Genomic DNA, 22,429 nt, shown 5'->3' with positions numbered 1-22,429 from the left:
CACAGATTCTCACGGATAAGCACAGATATGTTTAAATATTTGAAAAAAAATTACGAAAAATTATCCGTGAATATCCGTGAAAATCTGTGGCGAATAAAAAAAATCAGTAAAAATCCGTGGCAAAAGTTCAGATAGGAGTTCCTAAAAAGGCATTTTTGATATGTTCAAATTTATACCTTTTTTCTTTTGAAATATATTGAATTGTTATAATATCAAATCTAATGGATAAATCAAGCTGATGCTTTGTAATAAAATGATAGGCAGTTTTTATGATTTTCTCCCTTTTCTTTTCAGTGACTGCTTCTAATGGCTCCCCAAATTTGAGAGATTTTCTTGCTTTGACTTCAATAAAAATAAGTTGATTGTTCTTTTTGCAGATTATGTCAATTTCACCGTAAATAGAATGGTAGTTTCTTTCAATGATTCTATAGCCGTTATGTTCTAAAAATTTGGTGGCAATGTCCTCACCGAATTTGCCGAATTCTTTTCTATCCATAATTAACTTAAACATTGATATTAAATTTTATAAGGCAAGAGAAACAAAAATTTGACAAAATTACTTTTATTTTTATTAAATGGAATGTGTAATTATAGGGCAAAAATGAGAATTAAAACAAGAAAGTCGGGATTAAGAAAAAATATCACTATTATGTCTAATTTTTCATTTTGCATTTTTGGTTTCACCCCCCCCACCCAGAATTTGCAATTTACTGAATATTTCACATATACATTCAACTATATCACTCTTTACTTATGGTATTTTTTATATTGGTAAGAACAAATTCATTCGGCTACCTGCCTCTCTCTTTTGTTTCTTCCCCGTGTAGAGAGGTGCCAGTATTGTTTTCCCGATGATGCCGATATGTTTCTTATTGATTTTCAAGTTAATACTGTAAGGGGAATACATCGCATCTAACCCTTAGGTAAGAGGGAAAAGTAGAAAAAGGGTAAATAAAATATTTCTGAGGAATAAGATGAAAAAAATATTTTTAATCCTAGTGATGGTATATATTAGCACCAATATAAGCTCCCTCAATGCAGATGAACTTCATGTAGGTTCAGGACAGCAGTATCCCACAATTTCATCAGCATATAATGCTGCTCAAGCAGGTGATGTAATAGTTATCCATCCTGGATATTATTATGATCATTTAGATATAGAAATTGATATTGATATAACAGGTAGTACTCTTGATCCAAATGATGTAACAATAGAAAGTGATTATTATGGATATTCTCCATTGCATATCGATTACGCCACATGCAATATTTCTAACCTGACGGTTTGTAACGCTTGTGGTTGTGGAATAAGTATGTTTGTTGCGACTTGTAACATTGTAAATTGTATAGCAGAAGACAATGAATATTGTGGTATAGGTTCTAGTGATTATTCTGAAGTGACTATAAAGGATTGTATTGTTAGAATGAATGCATGGTATGGTATATTTCTGGATGAACCTTTTCCAAGAAGAAATGGTACGATCGAGAATACGTTAGTTATAGATAACGGTTTTGGCGTAGGTTCAGGTGCAGGTATCTATATGGCTGGAGGTGTTATTTCCAATTGTACAATCGTAGAAAATAAAAAAGGAGTCATTCGATTCCAAGAACAAAGTCCTACAATTATTAATTCTATTGCATATGGTAATCAGTTTATGCAAATTTCTTCTTATATTACTGATGTTACTTATTCGGATATTGAAGGAGGATTTACTGGCACTGGTAACATAGATGCAGACCCTCTCTTTGTAGAAGAAGGCAACCACCTATACCATCTCCTTGAAGGAAGCCCCTGCATTGATGCTGGTGACCCCAATATGCAAGATCCTGACAGCACCCGAATAGATATGGGCTGCTACCCAACTGTGTATGATGTAAAGAAAATAAAAAACAAATGGAACTGGGTAAGCTTCCCAAGATTGGAGAGAGATGGAAATGAACCTGTTGCAGCAGATAGCGTTCTAATGAATATTGAACCTTTCCCAACATTGGGTTGGATAGAATTGAAAGGACAAGGCGGTGTTTTGAAATACTATGATGAGACTTGGCATCCAGTTGGATTGGAGAATATAGTAAGCACATCTGGTTACAAACTCCGAACAAGTTATACAGATAATAGCTACTTACCACTTGATGGTAGCAGGCTTGCACCAGACACACCTATAACATTATTGGGAGAACCATATTGGAACTGGATAGGTTATTGGTTACCACAAACTCTGATGTCAGATATTGCTTTTGGTGATGAGTGGTCAAATGTTAGATATATCAAGGGTGAAGATCATTTCTACTTTGATGGCTCAATGGAAGTAAAAAATAGAACTGCGACTCATCCCATTTCCTCGAACCCAATCCCTATGAGATATGGAAAAGGATATATGGTTCAAGTTCATCAGACTATAACGGACTTCCAATGGAATTATTCAGGTGAAAAGATTTCTGTGCCTGAAAAACAAAATCCTCAGAATTTTACCTACACTGATAAGCCTGATTATGAAGCAATTAATATAGATGAGATTGATGAGAGTATTATGGAAATTGGTGTTTTTGAAGATGATATATGTGTTGGTGCAACTGTTGTAGATAGTGGCAGAGCACAGATTTTTTCTTATACTGATTTTGTAAACAAAGATGTTGGTGAACTTACATTTCAGATTGTTTATGGAAGAGGAGATAAGCAGAAGATAAATGATTATTCTGTATATGATTTCATAACAGGTGAATATATTGAGAGAAGACTCATAGCAGGCAGACAGGGATATTCAATAGTGCGTCTGAATACAGGTGGAGGTATTACAATTCCTACTGAAGTTTCTCTTTCACAAAATGCCCCAAATCCTTTTGGTTATAATACAACAATTTCTTATGCCCTGCCAGAAGAATTTGTTATTGAGATATCTATTTATAATATCAGAGGACAAAGAGTAAAAGCCCTTTTGAAAGGAAAAGTTTCAGCAGGAAATCATAGCATAATCTGGAATGGGAAAGATGATAATAGCAAAAAATTAGGAAACGGGATATATTTCTACAAGCTATCAGCTGGTAAGAAAAGAATAATCAAGAAGATGTTTCTACTTCGTTAATATCCTTCGTCCAGACTACGGATATTAAGAAACTTCGTAGAATAAATGTTGATGCGTTGATGATAAAACACACACGAATGAAACCCGACTCGGGTTCTTGAACTCGAGTCGAGTTTCTCCTTTTAAAAGGAGACTTATGAAATTAGAAATAATAATATCATTATCTATTATATTTTTATTTTCCAATTTTCCATTAATTGGAAATACTATCATTGTAGATACAACAGGAACAGGAAACTATACTACTATCCAGGAAGGCATAAACGCTTCCACAGATGGAGATACAGTTTTAGTCTATCCCGGAACATACTATGAAAACATAAACTTTAACGGCAAAAACATAACTGTTGCCAGTTTATACATTATAACAGAATCAGACTCCTTTATTCACCAAACTATTATTGATGGGAATCATGAAGGTAGTGTAGTTAAAATCGTTTCAGGTGAAGATGAGAGTACTCTCTTATATGGGTTTACAATACAAAATGGGGTTGGATCAATAAATTTAGGGTTTCAACGTGGAGGTGGAATAGTAATCAAGGACTCAAATCCTACGATAAAAAAGTGTTTTGTAAAAAACAACAAAGCACATTTTGGGGGAGGGTTATATATTTGTAATTCAAATAATATTACTTTATCTGGTGTTACAGTAACAAATAATCATGCAACATGGATTGGTGGTGGGATTAAGTTAAGTGGTGGTTCTCATGTTAATTTTAATAATAATATCCTCTCAAATGTTTACTTGAATTACTCACCTATAGGTTCGGATTTTCAGAAATCACCCTCCTGTCCACCTGCGGAAATAGTGGTTGATACATTTACGGTAATGGCTCCAGATAATTATTTTATTTCTTCTAAGGATGCGTACGGTAATCCATTATACGATGTTACCACCAGTATATTAAATTCAAAAATTGAACCTGTAAATGCAGATTTATATGTAAGCCCGGATGGAGATAATAATAACAGTGGTTTAACCACAGACGAACCCCTCCAGACAATTTCTTATGCACTTACTAAGATAGCATCTGATAGCCTGTATCCAAATACTATTCATATTGCTGATGGTGTATATTCGCCAAGTGTGAATGAAGAAAAATTTCCTCTAAATTTAAGAAGTTATGTGTCTCTTGTTGGGGAAAGTATGGAAAATACTATTCTTGATGGAGACCATTTAACTAAACTAATCCAAGCAGAAGATGAGGAAGAGGAGTATGCGCTTAAAAATTTAACTATGATAAATGGTTCAGGATATGAATGTGAAATGAGTGATTATGGAGGCGTAAAAATAAGAAAAAACAATAATATATTATTAGAAAATATTACACTGCATCATTGTGGGGGTTCGGCTGGAAGTGGTATTTTAACTAATGCTATAAATAATTTACTCATGAAGAATTTGTATATCTATGACAATTTAGGTGGTAAAGCATTGAAAATATACAATAATAGTCAGATATTTCATCAGTTTTCAGTAGAGAACTGTGTTGTTAGAAATAATTTACCCGACTCTGATCCTGATGTAGGTGATGGTGGAGGTATAGTTGTTGGCGGGGATATGATTACATCTAATAATTTTTATGGCATTTTTAAGAATGTACAAGTTACCAATAATGTCAATGTAACTACTGATTGGCCTTTGTCCTCAGTAGCATTAACTGTAATGAATAATGCAACAGTTGATGTAATTAATGCAACAATAGGTGATAATACTACACCAACTGGTGGAGCAGTCAAGTTAGATTATGGAGCGGAGGTAAATATTATTAATTCAATTTTATATGGAGATATTCCGAGAGAAATAGTTGTTGATGGAAGAGATATGCCTTGTACTCTTACTGTTCAAAATAGCTTAATACAGGGTGGTATGTGGGGCATTATGGTTTTGGGGAATAATACACTTAACTGGCTGGAAGGCAATATAGATGAAAACCCTTTCTGGATAGGAACTGGCGATTATCCTTATGCACTTTCGGATAGTTCATCCTGCATAGATTCTGGCACAATAGATACAACTGGCTTACACCTGCCGGAATATGACCTAGCAGGCAAACCGAGAATATCCGGAGGCAGAATAGATATGGGTGCGTATGAATGGCAATATATTCCTGCAGTAGATGATTGGCAAAATCGATCAACAGACAATATCTTACTTCAAAACTATCCAAATCCTTTTAGCAATTCAACTACAATTTCGTTTAATTTAAATAAACTATTATCCATTCCTATGATGTTTGAGAGAGAGATTTATCTGGATATTTTCAATGTAAGAGGACAACTGATAAGACAATTAAAAATTCAAAATTATAAATTAAAAATTAATGAAGTTGTATGGGATGGAAAAGATGAGAAAGGAAGACCTGTCCCAAGTGGAATCTATTTTTATAGTCTAAAAATGGACAAGTTTAAAGTGACAAAGAGAATGATTCTAATTCGTTAAAATTCTGGAAAACAAATCCCCTTTACTAAAATAGATAGCATCTTAATCTTAAGTCTCCCGGTAAAATCCAGTTGCTGGGAGACCTTTTATAACCCAAATTTTTATATAAAAATTGACAACAACAGCTCATTAAATTTAAATTTTAATTAACGCAAGTTTCACAGGTGGCAGACGGAACAGAGTTCCTCTATCCATTTAAGTGTATCTTTTTATAAGACGGTTTAATAAAGCAAGAAAAATGAAAAAATTTATATGCCTAATTATAGGAATTATTTTGTGTTCGATAGCATTTGCTAATGAAAAAATTAATGACATTAATGATCTATATATGAGTCAAATTCTCTTCAATAATAAAGACTTGTTTTACAAAATAAATATTAATGATAGGATAAAAAATATAAATACGATTCAAGTAGATAATTCGAAAAGAAATTTTATAGATATAAATTTATCTGACATCTTATTAGGAATTTTCAATATAAATTACAGTTACAGCAATACAGATTCTACTCTTACAAGATTTACTTTAAAATTTAGTATTGTTGAAATAGAGAAAATGTTGGATTATTATAATGATACCTATTTTCAAGATTTAATTGGAGTAAAATACTTTGGTATTAAATATACCCATTTAAGAAAAGAATATAAAGAAAAATCAATTCTCTCAGATTTCATGAGTAGTAGATATTGGGGATATTTTGTTGAATTAGGTTATATCTCATCTGAATCGAAGAAATTTTCTCCACCTTCCCTTAAAACAAAAAATGTAATTATACCACAGATAGGTATTATATCTGGGCATAATTTTAGAATATATAAGAGTATATTTGTAAATTTTGAAATTGGTGGGGGTTTGTGCTTACCACCCATAAGGCTAAAGTTAGGATTAGGCGGGAACTTTTAGTTATCAAAAAAAATGAACAAGTTAAACATTTCTTTTACTTTTTATTCTGGCTGGTATTATCCACCCAGCCACTATATCCTTATTTCCTTATACCATATACCTTTTAACCAATAATGTATTTAGAAATCGCAATCCCAATAAATAACCCAAATACCTTTACCTATAAGGTTGAAGAAAAACTTCATCCACAAATTGGGCAGAGAGTTCTAATAGATTTTAATTACAGACTGCAAACTGGTATCATAATTGGATTTCCTGAAAAGATTGATTTTGAACCAGAAAAGGTAAAAGAAATAAAAGAGATTATTGATGAAAAGCCAACCCGTCAGCTGACGGATGAACTATTCCAACTTGCTAAGTGGATCTCTAAATATTATTTCTGTCCAATTGGTTTAGTGCTAAAAGCTATGCTTCCAGCAGGACTTAATGTGAATACAATTCAGAAAATTAGTCTAAAAAATGAAAATTTTACTAACCTGCAATACAAAAAAATAATTGATTTTTTGAAAAAATCTGGGCAACCAGTTAATATACAAGTCTTATCTCAACAAAAAATTCCCTCGCTATTTAAGACTTTGTTAGAGATGGAAAAGAAAAACATTATTGAAATTGAAAGAAGTTACAAAAGAAAAATTGAAAAGAAAATAGTTAATTGTCTAACATTAACTGAGAAAAAAGCAACCACAGATCTAACCTCTAAACAAAGAGAGCTTTATGAATTTCTAAAAAGTGAGGAAAGGACAATCTCTGTTTCCGAGATTGCTAAAAAATTCTCTTATAGTATTATTAATAAGTTGAGAGAGAAGGGACTGGTCAATCTTGTCAAAAAAGAAGTTTATCCTGACATTTTTGAAAGTATCAACAAATTTTCTCCCCCACAATTTGAACTTACGGGTGAGCAAGATAGTATCGTTTCAGAAATTCAAAAAGCAATCTCTTTAAAAAAATTTCAAACTTTCTTACTCCACGGGGTTACATCAAGTGGAAAGACAGAGGTTTATATCAGAGTAATGAAAAAAGTGCTGGCAAAAGGGAAGACTGCGATTCTGCTCATTCCAGAAATTTCCTTAACTCCACAAACTGTTGAAAGATTTTACGCCCATTTTGGAGATGATATTGCGGTTATCCACAGCAAACTCAGTGATAGAGAACGACTTTATTCCTGGAATGAAATTAATAGAAGTAAAAAGAAAGTCGTAATTGGTGTTCGTAGTGCTATTTTTGCGCCACTTAAAAATATTGGTTTGATAATCGTGGATGAAGAGCACGAAAACACTTACAAGCAAACTGAAAGGAATCCTCTTTATAATGGCAGAGATATGGCTGTATTGCGAGGAAAATTAAATAATGCCGTCGTAGTTTTAGGAAGTGCCACTCCTTCTTTGGAATCATACTATAACGCAAGTCAAAACAAATATCAGCTGTTGGAAATGAAAGAAAGAGTACAAAATCAAATTCTGCCCGAACTCACTATCGTTGATATGCGACAAGAAAAGGATCATACTGAAATTTTATCACAACTTCTTAAAGACAAAATAGAAGACCGATTAATAAAAAAAGAGCAGATAATTCTTTTTCAAAACAGGAGAGGCTATGCATCTTATGTCCAATGTGTAAAATGTGGGAAAGTTTTTCAATGCAAAGATTGTAACATCAGCCTCACATATCATTCGTATAACAATCGTATGGTTTGCCATTATTGTGGATATAATCAAGCTTTGCCGAAAAAGTGTCCAGAATGTGAAGGATACATATTTAACTTTGGCTCTCCGGGAACCGAGAAGATAGAAAAAAATCTGGAGTTTCTTTTTCCTACAGCACGAATTGCCCGTATGGATACAGATACAACCAGAGGAAAACAGGTCTATCAAAAGGTATTTAATAAAGTAAGAAATGGTTATATTGATATTTTGCTTGGAACACAAATGATAATAAAAGGGCTGGATTTCCCAAATGTAACTTTAGTTGGCATTATTTCCGCTGATGTAAATCTTAATCTACCTGATTTTCGTGCTGCTGAAAGAAACTTCCAGCATATTACACAAGTAGCAGGACGCACAGGCAGAAGTGAAAAAAAAGGCGAAGTCATAGTGCAAACCTACAATCCTAAACATTATAGCATACAACTTGCACAAAAACAGAATTTTATAGAATTTACCGAACATGAACTTGGACTACGAAAAAAACTTCATTATCCACCATATACAAAATTAGTTAGATTGCTTTTTACTTTGGGGGACAAAGACAAATTAAAAGAGATCGTATTTAAGATTAGAGGAAAACTTAAACAATTTGAAAAATCTGAAAATATAATTATTCTAGGTCCAGTTGCGGCGCCATTAAGTAAAATTCGCAAACAATATCGCTATCATATTGTGATTAAAGCAAAAGATAGAAATGCAGTTTACAAGTTTATTGGTTGGTTTCAGCAAAATATAAAAATACCAAGTTACATAAAGATGCAGATTGATATGGATCCTGTATCGCTATTGTAAAACATAAATAAAATAATTTTGAAATATTATATTTTCATACCAGAAGAAATTTTAGGCTCAAAATATTGACAACAAAGCACAACATTTTTCTTTTTACTAAAAGAAAATGTTAATTGCTCAAAAAATTCGGGCAAAATACAGGAGGAAGATTGTTATTAGAAAGATATTTTGAAGGCAGAAGAAAAATTATAAATAAGGCTCTTGATAAGTACCTTACATCTGCAGATACATATCCACAGAAAATTCATAAGGCGATGAGGTATTCTATTTTTGTAGGCGGTAAACGACTTCGGTCTATTCTCTTAATAGCTACTTATGAGATGTTAGTCAACCGCCATACTAGTAAAGCGCTCCAGAAATTGCTTCCTCTTGCGGCTGCCATTGAAATGCTTCATACCGCATCATTAATCCATGATGACCTTCCATTTATTGATAATGCTGATAAACGGCGCGGAAAATCCAGTTGTCACAAAAAATTCGGTAATGCTATAGCAATACTAACTGGAGATGCTCTGATTACAAAAGCGTTTGAGACCATACTAAAACTCAACAATCACAAGAAAGCTTTGCAATGCTTAGAAATACTACTTGATGCTGCTTCTACTCGTGGTATGATAGGTGGTCAGGTAGTAGATTTGACATCTGCGCAGAAAAGAGTTAAACTTCATGTGCTTAGAGATATTCATTTAAAAAAAACAGGCGCATTGCTCCAGGGTGCCGAGCAGATGGCTTGTGTGATGGCTAATGCTACCAAGCAAGTTACTAATGCTCTTAGTGATTTTGCATTAAATATTGGACTTGCTTATCAAGTAATTGATGATATTCTGGATGAGGTTGGTGCAGATGAATTGCTGGGAAAAGAATCCGGTGAAGACCAGCGAAATGAAAGGGTTACATACCCGGTCTTACTTGGTATTGAAGAATCTAAGAAACAAGCTCTGAAACTTATCCACGACGCTCATAATATTATCAAATATATGCCAAACAATCAGGTACTTATGGAATTTCTGGAAACAATAAGAGATAGAGTACCGTAATGCAACTTCGTTGCAACTACAAATTACTCCCGACCAGTCGGGACTAATTTTCACCCTTCGTCCCGGTTAAATCGGGACTACGCCCGTCCTCCGTAGAAGTTCTCTACTTCGGAGGATGGAGAGAACGGGTCTAATGAAATTCGTTTCATATATTAAAATTGTTCGTCCTTTCAATTTTCTCTTTGTTATCCTTTCTGTTCTTTTTGGTGCTTTCTGGTTTAAAGGCATACATCAATTTATTCCGTATTTAGCTTCACTGTCGGCTGCTCTGATTGCCAGTGGTGGATATGTGATAAATGATTTTTTTGATAGAGATATTGACAAAATCAACAGACCAGAAAGGCCAATTCCCAGTGGTATAATTTCACCTTTAAATGCCAAACGATATGCTTTTTTGTTATTTGCTGGTGGAATTGTTATCAGTATCTGCATTAAAAACTCTTGGATAATTTTGCTTGCGATTGGTAACTCATTTTTACTTTATCTTTATGCTTATAGAGGAAAGAAGCTGGAATTCCTCGGAAATATTCTGGTTGCATTTGTTACTGGTTCAACATTCATCTATGGTGGTTTTGCAAACAATAATGTTGGGAATTCGTTCTTCGTGTTTGGCTGTGCATTTTTATATACCATAATAAGAGAACTGGTAAAGGATTTAGAAGATATTGAAGGAGATAAGAAGATTGGCGCTCAAACTGTTCCCATTATATATGGTGAGAATATCACGCTTGTCTTGTTATTTCTATCATGGGTATTTCTTACTATCTTGACAGTGCTGGGATTTCATAAGTTTTATGGACTCCCTATTTTTATTCTGATAATTGTTTTGTGCGATGCTTATCTTCTGGTAAATTTATTAATTCTATTTTTGAAGATGAGTAAAAAAGTTGCAGGAACTTCCGAAAAGCTTATGAAAATAGATATGCTGCTATGCTTAGCTTTACTTTGGGTTGGACAATGACTTAGTATCTCCCCGCTTTCCATCCCGATTTAATCAGGGAGCGACGGAGCGTGGACAGGCTGCGGCCTGCCCGCCAAGGCTTGGCAGTTGGGCGAAGCAAGGAGTTTTCAAATGAATAACGAAACAGTTTATGATTTTTTGCTAAAAACTATCAATACCAAAGGAGCTGGCTTTTTATGTTTAATAGACCCTGACAAACAGGAACCAGAAAAAGTGGTAGAATTAGCAGTGAAATGTGCCTCTTTCGGTGTAGATGCCATTCTGGTAGGCGGTAGTATTATGCTTGAAGACAATTTTGACCCTACTATAAAATCTATCAAACAAGCCGTAAAAATGCCAATTATAATATTTCCAGGAATTTTCAATGTGTGCTCCTCCTACGCTGATGCAATTCTGTTTATGAGTATGGTAAGTAGCAGAAACCCACAACTATTAATAGGGGACCAGGTAAAGGCTGCCCCCTTGATAAAAAAATTAGGAATTGAAACAATTCCTACTGGTTATATGCTCATTGAATCAGGCTCTCTGACTTCTGTACAATATATGAGCAACAGTGTTCCTATCCCCAGAAATAAATATGATATCGGCATTGCACATGCTTTAGCAGCTCAGTATTTGGGTATGAAATTAGTATTTATGGATGCAGGTAGTGGGGCAAAAATATCTGTCCCCACTGAAATGATAAGAAATGTAAAAAATAATATCAATATACCTCTGATTGTTGGCGGAGGAATAAAAACACCAGAGCAAGCAAAAGAAAAAGTGAAGGCTGGTGCAGATTTTGTTGTTATCGGTTCCGCAATAGAAGATAATAATGACAAAGATTTAATCAAAAAATTTGTCAACGCAATCCATAAGGAGAAATAAAATTGATAGATATACATACTCATATCTTACCAGGTATAGACGACGGCGCTAAAAATATTGAGGAAAGTTTAGCAATAATTCGTGAACTAATAAATAATAAGGTTACTGAAGTAATTGCCACTCCTCATATAATCACTGGCGTTTATAATAATACTAAAAAAATCATAGATGAAAAAATAGAAAAACTAAAATCAGAAATAATTGCAAACAAGTTACCAATCAAAGTATACAAAGGCGCAGAGCTTTATTACGAACCAAATATTATTGAGAAAACAAAACAAGAAGAGTTGAACTTGGCTGGAAGTAATTATATTTTGATAGAATCGGACTTACAAAGATTTCCTGACAATTTTGAAGAGACATTATATCAATTTCAGGTAGCAGGATATGTTCCAATTCTCGCTCATGCTGAACGCTTTACACCATTTTTAAACGATTTCAATCGTCTGATTAATATTGCCAACAGCGGAATTCTTATACAGTTAAATAGCGGAAGCTTTTTGGGTGATTATGGTGCGAATGTTCAAAAACTTGCCTATAGGATTTTACAAACGGGGTGTGTACACTTTATCGCATCTGATGTCCATCATATAAATAAACGACCAATTATGCTAAAAGAAGCCTATGAATACTTATCAGAAAATTATACAGAAGACTTAGCCAAACTGCTTTTAGAAGAGAATCCAGGAAGAGTTATTCATAATGAACCTGTTGAAAGTATGGTTGAAGGATATTTTGAAGAAGGGAAATGGAAAAGATCGTTGATTGAAAAGGTAAGAGAGTTCCTCAGGATTTAAATTCTACTTCGTAATAACCTTATCTCTCGTTCCCAAGCCCTCCCCAATTGAATTAGGGATTGGGAACGGAAGTTTGTAGTTATAAAAAATCATGAAAACATACCTTGAGTGCATCCCTTGTTTTTTTCAACAAGCACTTAGAGCTGCAAGGATTACTAATATTAACGACTCAGAAACAAAAAGGTTATTAAGTGAAATTGGATTATTAATTAATCAAATGCCCATAGAAAGCACGCCTCCAGAATTTGGGAAAATAATTTACGGAAAGATTCGTGTGCTTACGGGAAAATCTGACCCTTACAAAAATTTAAAACAAAAGAATATTAAAGAAGCACTCCGATTATATCCTAATATCAAAAAAAAGATTTATAAATCTGTTGACCCTTTGATGACCGCAGTAAAAGCTGCAATTGCGGGAAATGTAATAGATCTTGCTATTAATCCTGATTGTGAAATTGAAAAGGAATTAAATGAGGTTTTCAAAATGGAGTTTGCTATCTATGATTATGAACAATTCAAATATAATATACAAAAAGCAGACAAAGTTCTATACATTGGAGATAATGCTGGAGAAAGTGTATTTGATAAAATACTGATAGAGCAATTGAAAAAGCCGACAATCTATGTTGTTAGAGAAGTCCCTGTGATAAATGATGTAACATATCAAGATGCAATTGATTCTGGAATAGATAAGATCGCAACTATTGTTTCTTCTGGCACTGATGCGCCAGGTCTTGTATTAAACACCTGTAGTAATGAGTTTTTAAAAATATATGAAAATTCTAATTTTATAATCAGTAAAGGTCAGGGAAATTATGAAGCTTTATCTGATGAAAAGAAGAACATATTTTTCCTACTAAAGGCAAAATGCCCTGTTATTGCCAGGGATTTGAATGTGTCTGTAGGCGATATCATTTTGGAAGGGATTAAATAAAACCCGAGTCGGGCAAGTTTGCTCGAGTCGGGTTTCTGTTGTGAATCCAAGCAATTAAAAATTAGTCCGGAGTAAAAAAATGGATCTTATTATTAAAGTCAAAGAAATTAAAGGCAACTGCCCTGTTTATAAAATTGGGGATACATTTAAGCTGGAAGATGGTTATCGGTTGGTTACGAAAATACCGATTTGTATGCACTCTCTGGCTTCTTTGCTTCCACATTACAATGCGCTTAAAGTGTCTGACTCAAATGTCTGGGGATTAGCTGGAAAAGGAAATGATAGAGATAAAGCTTATGTTCAATGTTTAGACCCGGTAGCTTTCACTGGTGGCGGAACTGTAACTTTTGAAATAACCAAAATTGAATAGAAGAAAAAAATGTCAAATTACAAAATCCAAAGTTCAAGTAAAATCCAAATGACAAAATTTCAAAGATACAAACCATTTGAATTTTGGCTTTTGATATTTGACATTTAATATAGGTTTTCTATATGAAAAATAGTCCTTGCTTTGCAGTTGATAAGATGCTTGGAAAATTAGCCAAATGGCTTCGAGTTTTGGGATATGATACATTCTACAAAAACAAAATCAGCAATGCAACTTTACTCAGTATTGCAAATAAAGATAAGAGAATCCTAATTACAAGAAATCATACTTTTAGAAAAAGAAGGCACCCAATAAAGATAATTTTCATAAAAAAAGATAATCTGAAAGACCAATTGCTTGAGCTAAATAATGAAGTAAGACTATCAACAGACAAAATGTTTACAAGATGTCCAATATGTAATAGAAAAACTACTGAAATTGAAAAGGAATATGTGAAAGATATTGTGCCGGAATATGTATATCAAAATCAAGATAGATTTTTTCAATGTTTACTTTGTGGAAAGGTCTACTGGGTTGGGACGCATTTGGAAAATGCAAAGAAGTTTATAGAAAACCTGAATTTATGAATTTTATAACTTTTAACACTAAATAAAATTTGACAGTAATTTTCTATATCAAAAATATTGCATATAAGAGAATATTAATAAAGTATAATTTGGAGAAATATAAATGAAAAAGAAAATTCATCCCAAATATCAAAAATGTATTGTAAAATGTGCATGTGGAAATACATTTGAAACCCGTTCAACTGTTCCGGAAATACATGTTGAAATCTGTTCTCAATGTCATCCATTCTATACTGGAAAGAAAAAATTAGTTGATAGTGCTGGCCGTATTGAACGGTTCAGAAGAAAGTATAGTAAAATCAAGAAATCTTGATATACTTTTTTATGAAATACAAAGTGTAGATTTAGGGGATTTTAAACACCATTGAATAAAATATTAATATCTATCCGATATAAATTAGATTCCTTTTAGCAAGAGAGCGAATTTTTAACAAATTTAATTAACTTTCATTCCTTGAATGGATAAGGATTTAGAAAATAATATGAAGAATAAACCCGAAATCGCAGTAGGGGGTCAGGCAGTTATAGAAGGTGTAATGATGCGAGGACCTATTTATATTGCCACTGCTATTCGTAAAAAAAATGGAAGCATTTTAATAAAAAAAGAGAAATTTATATCAAAAACTAAAAAGAATAAATTTCTGGGATTTCCAGTTATACGGGGATTTGTATCTTTAATTGAGATGTTGATAATTGGCTTTAAATCCTTAAATTTTTCTGCTGAAGAGGCTATCAAAGATGAAGAAGATAATTCAAAAGGCTCAAAGTCCAGTAAGCAAAAAGAAGGAGGATTTAGTAAAATATATCAAGCTTTTACCTATATTTTTGCATTTGGATTAGCATTCTTATTCTTTGTATTTCTTCCTTACAAAATAGGTTATTGGTCAAATATTGAGAAAACAAGTTTAATATTCAACCTGTTTGTTGGGATAATACGCATTGTCTTTTTTCTTCTTTATATTTATGTTATCAGCTTATTAAAAGATATTAGAAGACTGTTTGAATATCACGGAGCAGAACATAAATCAGTTTTTGCGTATGAAGCAAATCCAGATTTTACACTTGATGATACAAAAAAATTCAAAACCTTACATCCAAGGTGCGGAACCAGTTTTCTTTTAATAGTTATGATAATTGCTATTGTGATATTCTCAATTTTTGATGCTATTCTTACATCGCTCATTGGTCATATTATACCATTACCACTTAGAATACTGTTTCATCTTTTACTACTTCCAATTATTTCAGGGATTTCGTATGAGATACTAAAATTTTCAGGCAAAAATATCAATCATTGGTTAGTGAAAATCTTCTCTGCACCTGGTCTGGCGCTACAGAGAATTACAACAAAAGAACCGGATGCAGAACAGTTAGAAACAGCCATTTGTGCTTTAAGAGCAGCGCTTGAGATGCCTGTTGATTGTTTAAATGTGGAGTTCTTAAAAAACAATGGAAATCAAGAATAAAATACGAGAAATTCAACAAGAATATAATGAACTGAAAGAAAAGCTTTCAGCTCCAAGAATTATTGCTCAGCTAAATCTATACAAAGAACTATCTGCACGATTTAAAGATGTTTCCGAAATTCTAAATTGTTATAATGAATTAGAAAAAACGAATAAGGCGATAATTGAGAATAAACAAGTTTACAAAAATGAAGATGACCCGGAATTAATTCAATTATTAGAAGAAGAAAACTTTGAATTGGAAGAGAAAGCAGAGAGGCTGTTAAAACAACTTAAATCACTTTTAATTCCTAAAGATAAAAATGATATTAAGAATGCAATAATGGAAATCAGGGCTGGAACAGGTGGAGAAGAAGCTTCCCTTTTCACTTATGACCTCTTTAGAATGTATTCTCACTACATTGAAAACAAGGGTTGGAAAATTGATATTATGAATTCTAATCCAACTGGAATTGGTGGATTTAAAGAAATCTCGTTTGAAGTTATGGGTAAAAATGCTTATGGCACATTGAAATACGAAAGCGGGGTTCATCGTGTTCAAAGGGTACCTGAAACAGAGTCCAGCGGTAGAATACACACATCCGCAGCATCCGTTGTCGTGTTACCAGAAGCACAAGAGATTGATTTCAAAATTGATAAAAGTGAGTTAAAAATTGATGTTTTCCACTCCTCAGGACCTGGTGGACAAAGTGTTAATACAACAGATTCTGCTGTAAGAATAACATATATTCCAACAGGAATGGTTGTAACCTGCCAGGATGAGAAATCTCAACTGAAAAATAAAATAAAAGCTTTAACAGTCTTGCGTTCCCGCTTATTAGACCAAGAGATACAAAAACTGCAACAATCAATTGCAAATAGAAGAAAGCTTATGGTTGGAACTGGAGACCGAAGTGCAAAGATACGAACCTATAATTTTCCGCAATCTCGTTTAACAGACCATAGAATAAATTATACGACTCACAATCTTGAAGCTGTAATGAACGGAAATCTTGACGACCTTATTGAAGCTTTACACATTGCAATTCAAAAAGAAACAATCGCAGAAAAATGATAAGTTATTATCTCTATCATTCCTGTTCCCCTGTCTATGAACAAAGGAATAAAGAATGATTAGTATTATTATTGTAGCAGTATTTTTTATAGGATCTGCGTTTTTTTCTGGAATAGAAACTGGAATGATCTCTATAGATAAACTTAAACTCAAACATCAATCAGAGAAAGATAAGAAAAAAAAGCATATTTACAATTTCGTATCTAATCCTGATAAGGTTTTAGGCACGACATTAATAGGAACAAATATTTCTGTAGTAATTGTGTCTTCTGTATTTACTGCATATATTGTAAAAAAAGGTGTTCTGTCCGAAGCTATTGCAACCTTAATTCTTGCTGGTGCTTTGCTTGTCTTTGCTGAGATAATACCTAAAATAATTCTTCGCAGTAAAGCCGAGTATGCAATTCCAAAATTGTTCTTTATTATAAGATTCTTTGCTTTTATATTTACACCAGTTATATGGGTATTAAGTAAGATTAATTATGGAATTCTGAAACTTCTAAGAATATCAAGACGAAAAAGCACGCAGATTTTTACAAAAGAGGACCTGTCTTATCTCTTAGGTGAAGCGGAAAAGAATGGTGAGGTAAGAAAAGATGGACATGATTTGATTGAAGAAGTGCTTGATTTTAGAGACCTTACTGCTAAAAATATTATGATTCCCAGAACAAATATAATAGGAATAAAAACTGAAACTCCAATAAAAGAAGTTATTGAACTTTCAAGGAAAGAAGGGTTCACACGATTTCCAGTGTACAAAAATGATATTGACCATGTGGAGGGTATGCTGGTAATACACGACTTATTGGATGTAGCTGACATTTCTGAACCTGCCGGGAAATATATGAGGAATGCATATTTTGTACCTGAAGTTATGAAAGCTACAACTCTTCTAAAAAAAATGCAGAAGAATAAAACCCCTTTGGCTATTATTGTTGATGAATATGGCGGTACCGCAGGAATCATTTCTATTGAAGACCTTTTAGAAGAACTTGTTGGAGAAATTGAAGATGAATATGATGCAGAAGAGAAAGATATCTTTAAGATAAATGAGAACTCTTATATGATTAGTGGTGAAGTAGAAATTGAACGTTTGATTGAAGATTATAATCTGAATATAGAACAAGGTGACTATGAAACATTAGCAGGCTTACTTATAACTAAATTTGAACGAATTCCTCACTATAATGAAAAATGTCTAATTAAAAATTACGAATTCACAATCAAGCAAGTAACAGCAAAAAAGATAGAAAAAGTGTTGGTGAAAATTTTACCGCAAGAGGAGGATACATCCGCATCCCCTCAAAAATAGTTAAAGAGGAGTTGCATTTGTTACAAATTAACTTGTAAGGAAAGATAAAGTTTAATTTCTATTGAGAACTTTTTCTTTTTCTAAAATACTCTTTCCCTTTCTTAATTAGATTCACAATTCGTTTATCACCTAAAATTGTTAAACCTGCCACGATCATTAAGATACCTTGCAAGAATGGCAGAAATAAACCAAAGATTCCTAATACAACTAAAGTAATTCCTGATGTTTTTTTTATTAAAGGTTTCATTTTTCTATAATATTAAACAGCTTTTACTGTTTTTATTTCAGGTATTTCTTCCTTTAATTTTTTCTCAATACTATATTTCAGAGTTATCTCTGCGAAAGGGCAGCCTCGGCAAGCACCTTGCAATTTAACAGAAACCACTCCATCATCAGAAACGCTAATAAGTTTAACATCTCCGCTATCACCTATTAGCATCGGACGAATTTTATTCAGACTTTTTTCAACTTTCTCTTTTAATTCCATATCGCTTCCTTTGAAAATTTATTCTTTAGTAAATTCATGCATAATACAGTATAAAATATTTTTTATTGTTGATTGTCAACAAATTTTATTTTAGCAAATTTATAGAGTCCACAAACACAATTTAGTAATTAATTACAATTTTATACACCTCACATTTTTCTCGGGTCAGTAATTTCTCCTGTCAAAGCAGAAGCGGCAACAGTTGCAGGCGAAGCAAGATAAATAAACGCAGTTTTATTACCCATTCTTCCCTTGAAATTTCTATTCGCAGTTGAAATAGTTACCTCTCCATCTGCCATAACTCCTTGATGAGCACCAAGACAGGGTCCGCATCCTGGCGGCAGTATTACAGCTCCACTTTCATTCAAAACAGCTAAAGTGCCATCTTGAACGGCTTCCTGGTATATCCTGCGAGATGCAGGTAAAATTAATAATCTCGTGTTGGGATTGACCTTATTGCCCTTAAGAATCTTAGCAGCAATCTGTAAATCCTCAATTCTTCCATTCGTGCAAGTACCAATAAAACATTGGTCAACTTTGATACCAGCTGCTTCTGAAATATCTTTCACATTATCAACTGAATGCGGGAAAGCAATTTGTGGAGTGATTTCATCAAGATTATAAGAAAATTCCTTTTCATATTCAACATCATCATCAGCCCAAATTTCTACATAATTATCTTTGTTAACTCCTCTTTCTTTGAGCCATACCCTTGTTTTTTCGTCAACAGGGAAGGCACTATTTTTTGCTCCCATTTCAACAGCCATATTTGATATCGTCATCCTGTCTGAAATTGACAGATTTTTTATTCCATCCCCGTGATATTCAACTGATTTATAATTTGCTCCATCTGCTTTTAAATCACCGATAATTTTTAGAATGAGATCTTTTGCCGAAACACTTTTTCGGAATTTTCCTCTCAGGATTATTTTATATGACTTTGGAATTTTGAACCAGGTCTCGCCAGTAATCCAAATTCCTGCAGCTTCTGTTCTATCAATTCCTGTAGAAAAAGCACCAAATGCTCCATAAGTGCAGGTGTGACTATCGCTGCCAACAATAACACTACCAGGTTTTGCCAATCCCATTTCCGGTAAAACCTGATGACATATTCCAGTTCCAATATCAAAAAAATGGGCGATTTCTTGTTCTCTCACAAATTTGCGAATTTGCTTGTGATTATTTGCGGTGGCAACACTTGCCGCAGGTATTACATGGTCTAAAATTATAACCAACTTATCAGGGTATTTTACTCTTATTCCTTCCTTAACTTTAGCTAATTTTTTTATTATTGCAGCAGTATTATCATGCGTTAAGATATAGTCAGGTTCAACAAAAACAATCTCGCCTTCAGCAACGGGCTTACCAACTTTATTTTCAAATACTTTTTGAATAAAAGATTTTCCCATAATAATTCCTTTCTTAAGAGATTTGCCTACTCGTTCCCAAACCCCAGCTTGGGAATGAGAGTTAAAGTATCTATTTTACATAACTCGTATTTCCATTAATCTTTTATAGACATCTTCAACATATTTTCCTGCATTATTAGTTGTATCCCCCAAACTCAAAAATCCATGATATTTCATAATAAGGAAATTTTCATTACCTAAAACTTCAATAACAGAATTCACTAATTGCATAGAGCCATAGGGTGCAAAATATTTTGTAGACTTTAAGCCTAATTTTTCATAATTCCGAAGTAATTTTTGCCCATGTCCATGAAAAATTGCATTTATATCATTTCTTTTTTGATAAATTGCATAATGCAACATTGTTTCTGATGATGGCTCTCTAAAACCATTAACATAAATTTTTTTTTGGTGTAAATTAGCTTTTGAAACCTCAACAAAGTCCGTGTCTCTTAGGTTTGCTAAATCGGAATAGGATGCTGTAATAATAAAGCCATTATCACATCTGAAGCTGAGGTTACCGGCAGAACTCAACCTCTCTGGTTCCGTTTCATTTTTATAATGTTGGATAAATCCAAGGTCTGATAATTTCTTACCCCATTTTTTTAGTTCACAAATCTTGGGGTTATCAATGATAATTTTTTTCTGAAAAATCACCTGAAATTTTGCACCAGAATATTCTTCCATTTTAATTTTTAATTTATAATTTATAATTTTGAATTTCTAAAGATTCCTTTTTCAGTGATAATGCCAGAGATATATTTTGAGGGAGTTATATCAAAAGCAGGATTTAGAGCATCACTATTCTCATTTGCAATTCGGTTATTATTTATCATTAATACTTCATCTTTTGGACGCTCCTCAATTTCTATCTCATCTCCGTTATTACAACTCATATCTATAGTTGAAGTTGGAGCAGCAACATAGAAAGGGATATTATTTTCTTTTGCCAGCACTGCTTTTTCATAAGTCCCTATTTTATTAGCGACATCACCGTTTTTTGCAATTCTATCAGCACCGACAAAAACTATGTCAATTTTTCCTTTTTGCATAGAGTATCCAGCAGCATTATCTACTATGATTGTATGTGGAATTCCTGCTTGAGATAATTCCCAAGCCGTAAGTCTGCTTCCTTGCAAACGAGGACGGGTTTCATCTACATAAACAAATATTTTCTTACCCTGATTATGTACAGTATATATTGGAGCAAGAGCACTTCCCAATCCTGGAATGGCCAATTTGCCAGCATTACAATGAGTTAATATGCTGTCGCCATCTTTTATTAATCTCGCTCCAATCTTGCCCATAATTTTTGAATTTTCAATATCCATTTTTAGAATTTCGGAAGCTGCTTTCCATGCAGTTTCTTTGGGTTGGTTGCTATTTATGGATTTATTATAAACTAAATTTGTAGCATAAAAGAGATTCTGAGCGGTTGGTCTGGTGTCTTCAATTAACTGCTTTACATTTTGAATATCTTCTATATTGGATAATTCTGAGAATGCCTGAGCCATAGCAAATCCAGCAGCAACTCCGATGGTGCCTGCACCTCGCAGTTTCATTTCTTTAATAGCAGTAGTAGTCTGATGAAAATTTAATAACTTTAAAATTTCAAGTTTACTTGGAAGTTTCGTCTGATCAATAATAAATACTATTTCATTCTTTGCCCAAATTGCACAAATATCTATCTTATTCATAACATATTCATTTGTTAAATTTATAAAAAACTTGTCAAAAAATAAAACTATTTTTCTAAAGAACTAACTCAAGTAAAAAGATTAATTAACAACTCTTATGTCATTTGAGAGGTAAGAAGTGATTATTGTAACACAAGTGTCCACACTTGTGAAATACTCAATTGAGGACAATTGAGTTACAAAATGATAAAGAGGTAAAAATGACAGTATTTGAAGTTATCAAATCACGGAGAAGCATAAGAAAATATTCTTTAAGAGATATTGAAGAAGAAAAGTTACAAACAATTTTAGAAGCAGGCAGATTAGCACCATCCTGGCAAAATAAACAATGTTGGCGATTTGTAGTTGTAAAAGATAAGGAAAAAATTCATCAACTTGCTTTGAAATCTGGACTTATCAGCAAAGCCAATTTCTTTATTAAAGATGCAGCAGTAGTTATAGTTCTCTGTGCAAACCCAAAGGATAGTGGATTTATGAATGGTCAGTATTACTATTTAGTAGACACAGCTATTGCTTTTCAGCAAATGAT

22 protein-coding genes are annotated in these 22,429 nt (G+C 33.1%); 16 read left to right on the top strand and 6 right to left on the bottom strand.

Going from position 1 to position 22,429, the window contains the following annotated elements; translation table 11 throughout:
- Positions 1–127: 127 nt before the first annotated feature.
- Positions 128–511, bottom strand: coding sequence for a YraN family protein (locus tag U9R23_01835; protein MEA3475176.1), 384 nt, complete (start codon positions 509–511; stop codon positions 128–130).
- A gap of 463 nt (positions 512–974) precedes the next feature.
- Between U9R23_01835 and U9R23_01830 the strand changes: the two genes are divergently transcribed.
- The 15 genes from U9R23_01830 (at position 975) to U9R23_01760 (ending at position 18,307) form a co-directional block, all read left to right on the top strand.
- A complete protein-coding gene (locus U9R23_01830) occupies positions 975–3,083 on the top strand; it encodes a right-handed parallel beta-helix repeat-containing protein (protein ID MEA3475175.1) in 2,109 nt (702 codons plus the stop codon).
- Positions 3,084–3,219: 136 nt separating this feature from the next.
- A complete protein-coding gene (locus tag U9R23_01825) occupies positions 3,220–5,526 on the top strand; it encodes a T9SS type A sorting domain-containing protein (protein ID MEA3475174.1) in 2,307 nt (768 codons plus the stop codon).
- A 238-nt stretch (positions 5,527–5,764) separates the two neighbouring features.
- On the top strand, positions 5,765–6,430 hold the full coding sequence (locus U9R23_01820; protein ID MEA3475173.1) for a hypothetical protein: 666 nt from the start codon (positions 5,765–5,767) through the stop codon (positions 6,428–6,430).
- Between the two features lie 113 nt (positions 6,431–6,543).
- On the top strand, positions 6,544–8,925 hold the full coding sequence (priA, locus tag U9R23_01815; GenBank protein ID MEA3475172.1) for a primosomal protein N': 2,382 nt from the start codon (positions 6,544–6,546) through the stop codon (positions 8,923–8,925).
- A 149-nt stretch (positions 8,926–9,074) separates the two neighbouring features.
- A complete protein-coding gene (locus U9R23_01810) occupies positions 9,075–9,962 on the top strand; it encodes a farnesyl diphosphate synthase (protein MEA3475171.1) in 888 nt (295 codons plus the stop codon).
- Between the two features lie 133 nt (positions 9,963–10,095).
- Positions 10,096–10,923 (top strand): geranylgeranylglycerol-phosphate geranylgeranyltransferase, encoded by an 828-nt coding sequence (locus U9R23_01805; GenBank protein MEA3475170.1) that lies wholly within the window; start codon positions 10,096–10,098, stop codon positions 10,921–10,923.
- Positions 10,924–11,034: 111 nt separating this feature from the next.
- Complete coding sequence (locus tag U9R23_01800) at positions 11,035–11,790, top strand: geranylgeranylglyceryl/heptaprenylglyceryl phosphate synthase (protein MEA3475169.1); 756 nt, start codon at positions 11,035–11,037, stop codon at positions 11,788–11,790.
- Positions 11,791–11,792: 2 nt separating this feature from the next.
- Positions 11,793–12,587 carry a CpsB/CapC family capsule biosynthesis tyrosine phosphatase gene (locus tag U9R23_01795; GenBank protein MEA3475168.1) on the top strand — a complete coding sequence of 265 codons (795 nt, stop codon included), beginning with the start codon at positions 11,793–11,795 and terminating at the stop codon, positions 12,585–12,587.
- Positions 12,588–12,678: 91 nt separating this feature from the next.
- Positions 12,679–13,521, top strand: coding sequence for an ARMT1-like domain-containing protein (locus U9R23_01790; GenBank protein MEA3475167.1), 843 nt, complete (start codon positions 12,679–12,681; stop codon positions 13,519–13,521).
- A 79-nt stretch (positions 13,522–13,600) separates the two neighbouring features.
- The gene (locus U9R23_01785; GenBank protein MEA3475166.1) at positions 13,601–13,891 is read left to right on the top strand and encodes a TIGR04076 family protein; all 291 of its coding nucleotides are present in this window, start codon (positions 13,601–13,603) and stop codon (positions 13,889–13,891) included.
- Between the two features lie 122 nt (positions 13,892–14,013).
- Positions 14,014–14,475, top strand: a complete 462-nt coding sequence (locus U9R23_01780) for a Mut7-C RNAse domain-containing protein (protein ID MEA3475165.1) — start codon at positions 14,014–14,016, stop codon at positions 14,473–14,475.
- A gap of 103 nt (positions 14,476–14,578) precedes the next feature.
- Entirely contained in the window at positions 14,579–14,788 is a 210-nt protein-coding gene (rpmE, locus tag U9R23_01775) for a 50S ribosomal protein L31 (protein ID MEA3475164.1), read from the top strand.
- 145 nt (positions 14,789–14,933) lie between these two features.
- A complete protein-coding gene (locus U9R23_01770) occupies positions 14,934–15,941 on the top strand; it encodes a DUF1385 domain-containing protein (GenBank protein ID MEA3475163.1) in 1,008 nt (335 codons plus the stop codon).
- Entirely contained in the window at positions 15,931–16,995 is a 1,065-nt protein-coding gene (prfA, locus tag U9R23_01765) for a peptide chain release factor 1 (protein ID MEA3475162.1), read from the top strand. Before U9R23_01770 ends, prfA begins: the two co-directional genes overlap by 11 nt.
- A gap of 55 nt (positions 16,996–17,050) precedes the next feature.
- A complete protein-coding gene (locus U9R23_01760) occupies positions 17,051–18,307 on the top strand; it encodes a hemolysin family protein (GenBank protein ID MEA3475161.1) in 1,257 nt (418 codons plus the stop codon).
- Between the two features lie 58 nt (positions 18,308–18,365).
- Here U9R23_01760 and U9R23_01755 read toward each other — a convergent pair whose 3' ends face one another.
- The 5 genes from U9R23_01755 to mtnA all read right to left on the bottom strand — a co-directional run bounded on the left by U9R23_01755 (position 18,366) and on the right by mtnA (position 21,900).
- Positions 18,366–18,554: a PGPGW domain-containing protein gene (locus tag U9R23_01755; GenBank protein MEA3475160.1), complete on the bottom strand. Its 189-nt coding sequence runs from the start codon at positions 18,552–18,554 to the stop codon at positions 18,366–18,368.
- A 12-nt stretch (positions 18,555–18,566) separates the two neighbouring features.
- Positions 18,567–18,794, bottom strand: coding sequence for a NifU family protein (locus U9R23_01750; GenBank protein MEA3475159.1), 228 nt, complete (start codon positions 18,792–18,794; stop codon positions 18,567–18,569).
- A 149-nt stretch (positions 18,795–18,943) separates the two neighbouring features.
- Positions 18,944–20,203, bottom strand: a complete 1,260-nt coding sequence (locus U9R23_01745) for a 3-isopropylmalate dehydratase large subunit (protein MEA3475158.1) — start codon at positions 20,201–20,203, stop codon at positions 18,944–18,946.
- Positions 20,204–20,278: 75 nt separating this feature from the next.
- Positions 20,279–20,890, bottom strand: coding sequence for a class II aldolase/adducin family protein (locus U9R23_01740; GenBank protein MEA3475157.1), 612 nt, complete (start codon positions 20,888–20,890; stop codon positions 20,279–20,281).
- A gap of 20 nt (positions 20,891–20,910) precedes the next feature.
- Positions 20,911–21,900 (bottom strand): S-methyl-5-thioribose-1-phosphate isomerase, encoded by a 990-nt coding sequence (gene mtnA, locus U9R23_01735; GenBank protein ID MEA3475156.1) that lies wholly within the window; start codon positions 21,898–21,900, stop codon positions 20,911–20,913.
- 200 nt (positions 21,901–22,100) lie between these two features.
- Here mtnA and U9R23_01730 point away from each other — a divergent pair.
- Positions 22,101–22,429, top strand: a 329-nt coding sequence (locus tag U9R23_01730) for a nitroreductase family protein (GenBank protein ID MEA3475155.1), incomplete at its 3' end; no start/stop codon positions are given.

Source organism: Candidatus Cloacimonadota bacterium (assembly GCA_034722995.1).
Classification (GTDB): domain Bacteria; phylum Cloacimonadota; class Cloacimonadia; order JGIOTU-2; family JGIOTU-2; genus JAGMCF01.
Note: the sequence above shows the minus strand (reverse complement) of the source record. Positions and strands in the feature narration are given on the sequence as shown.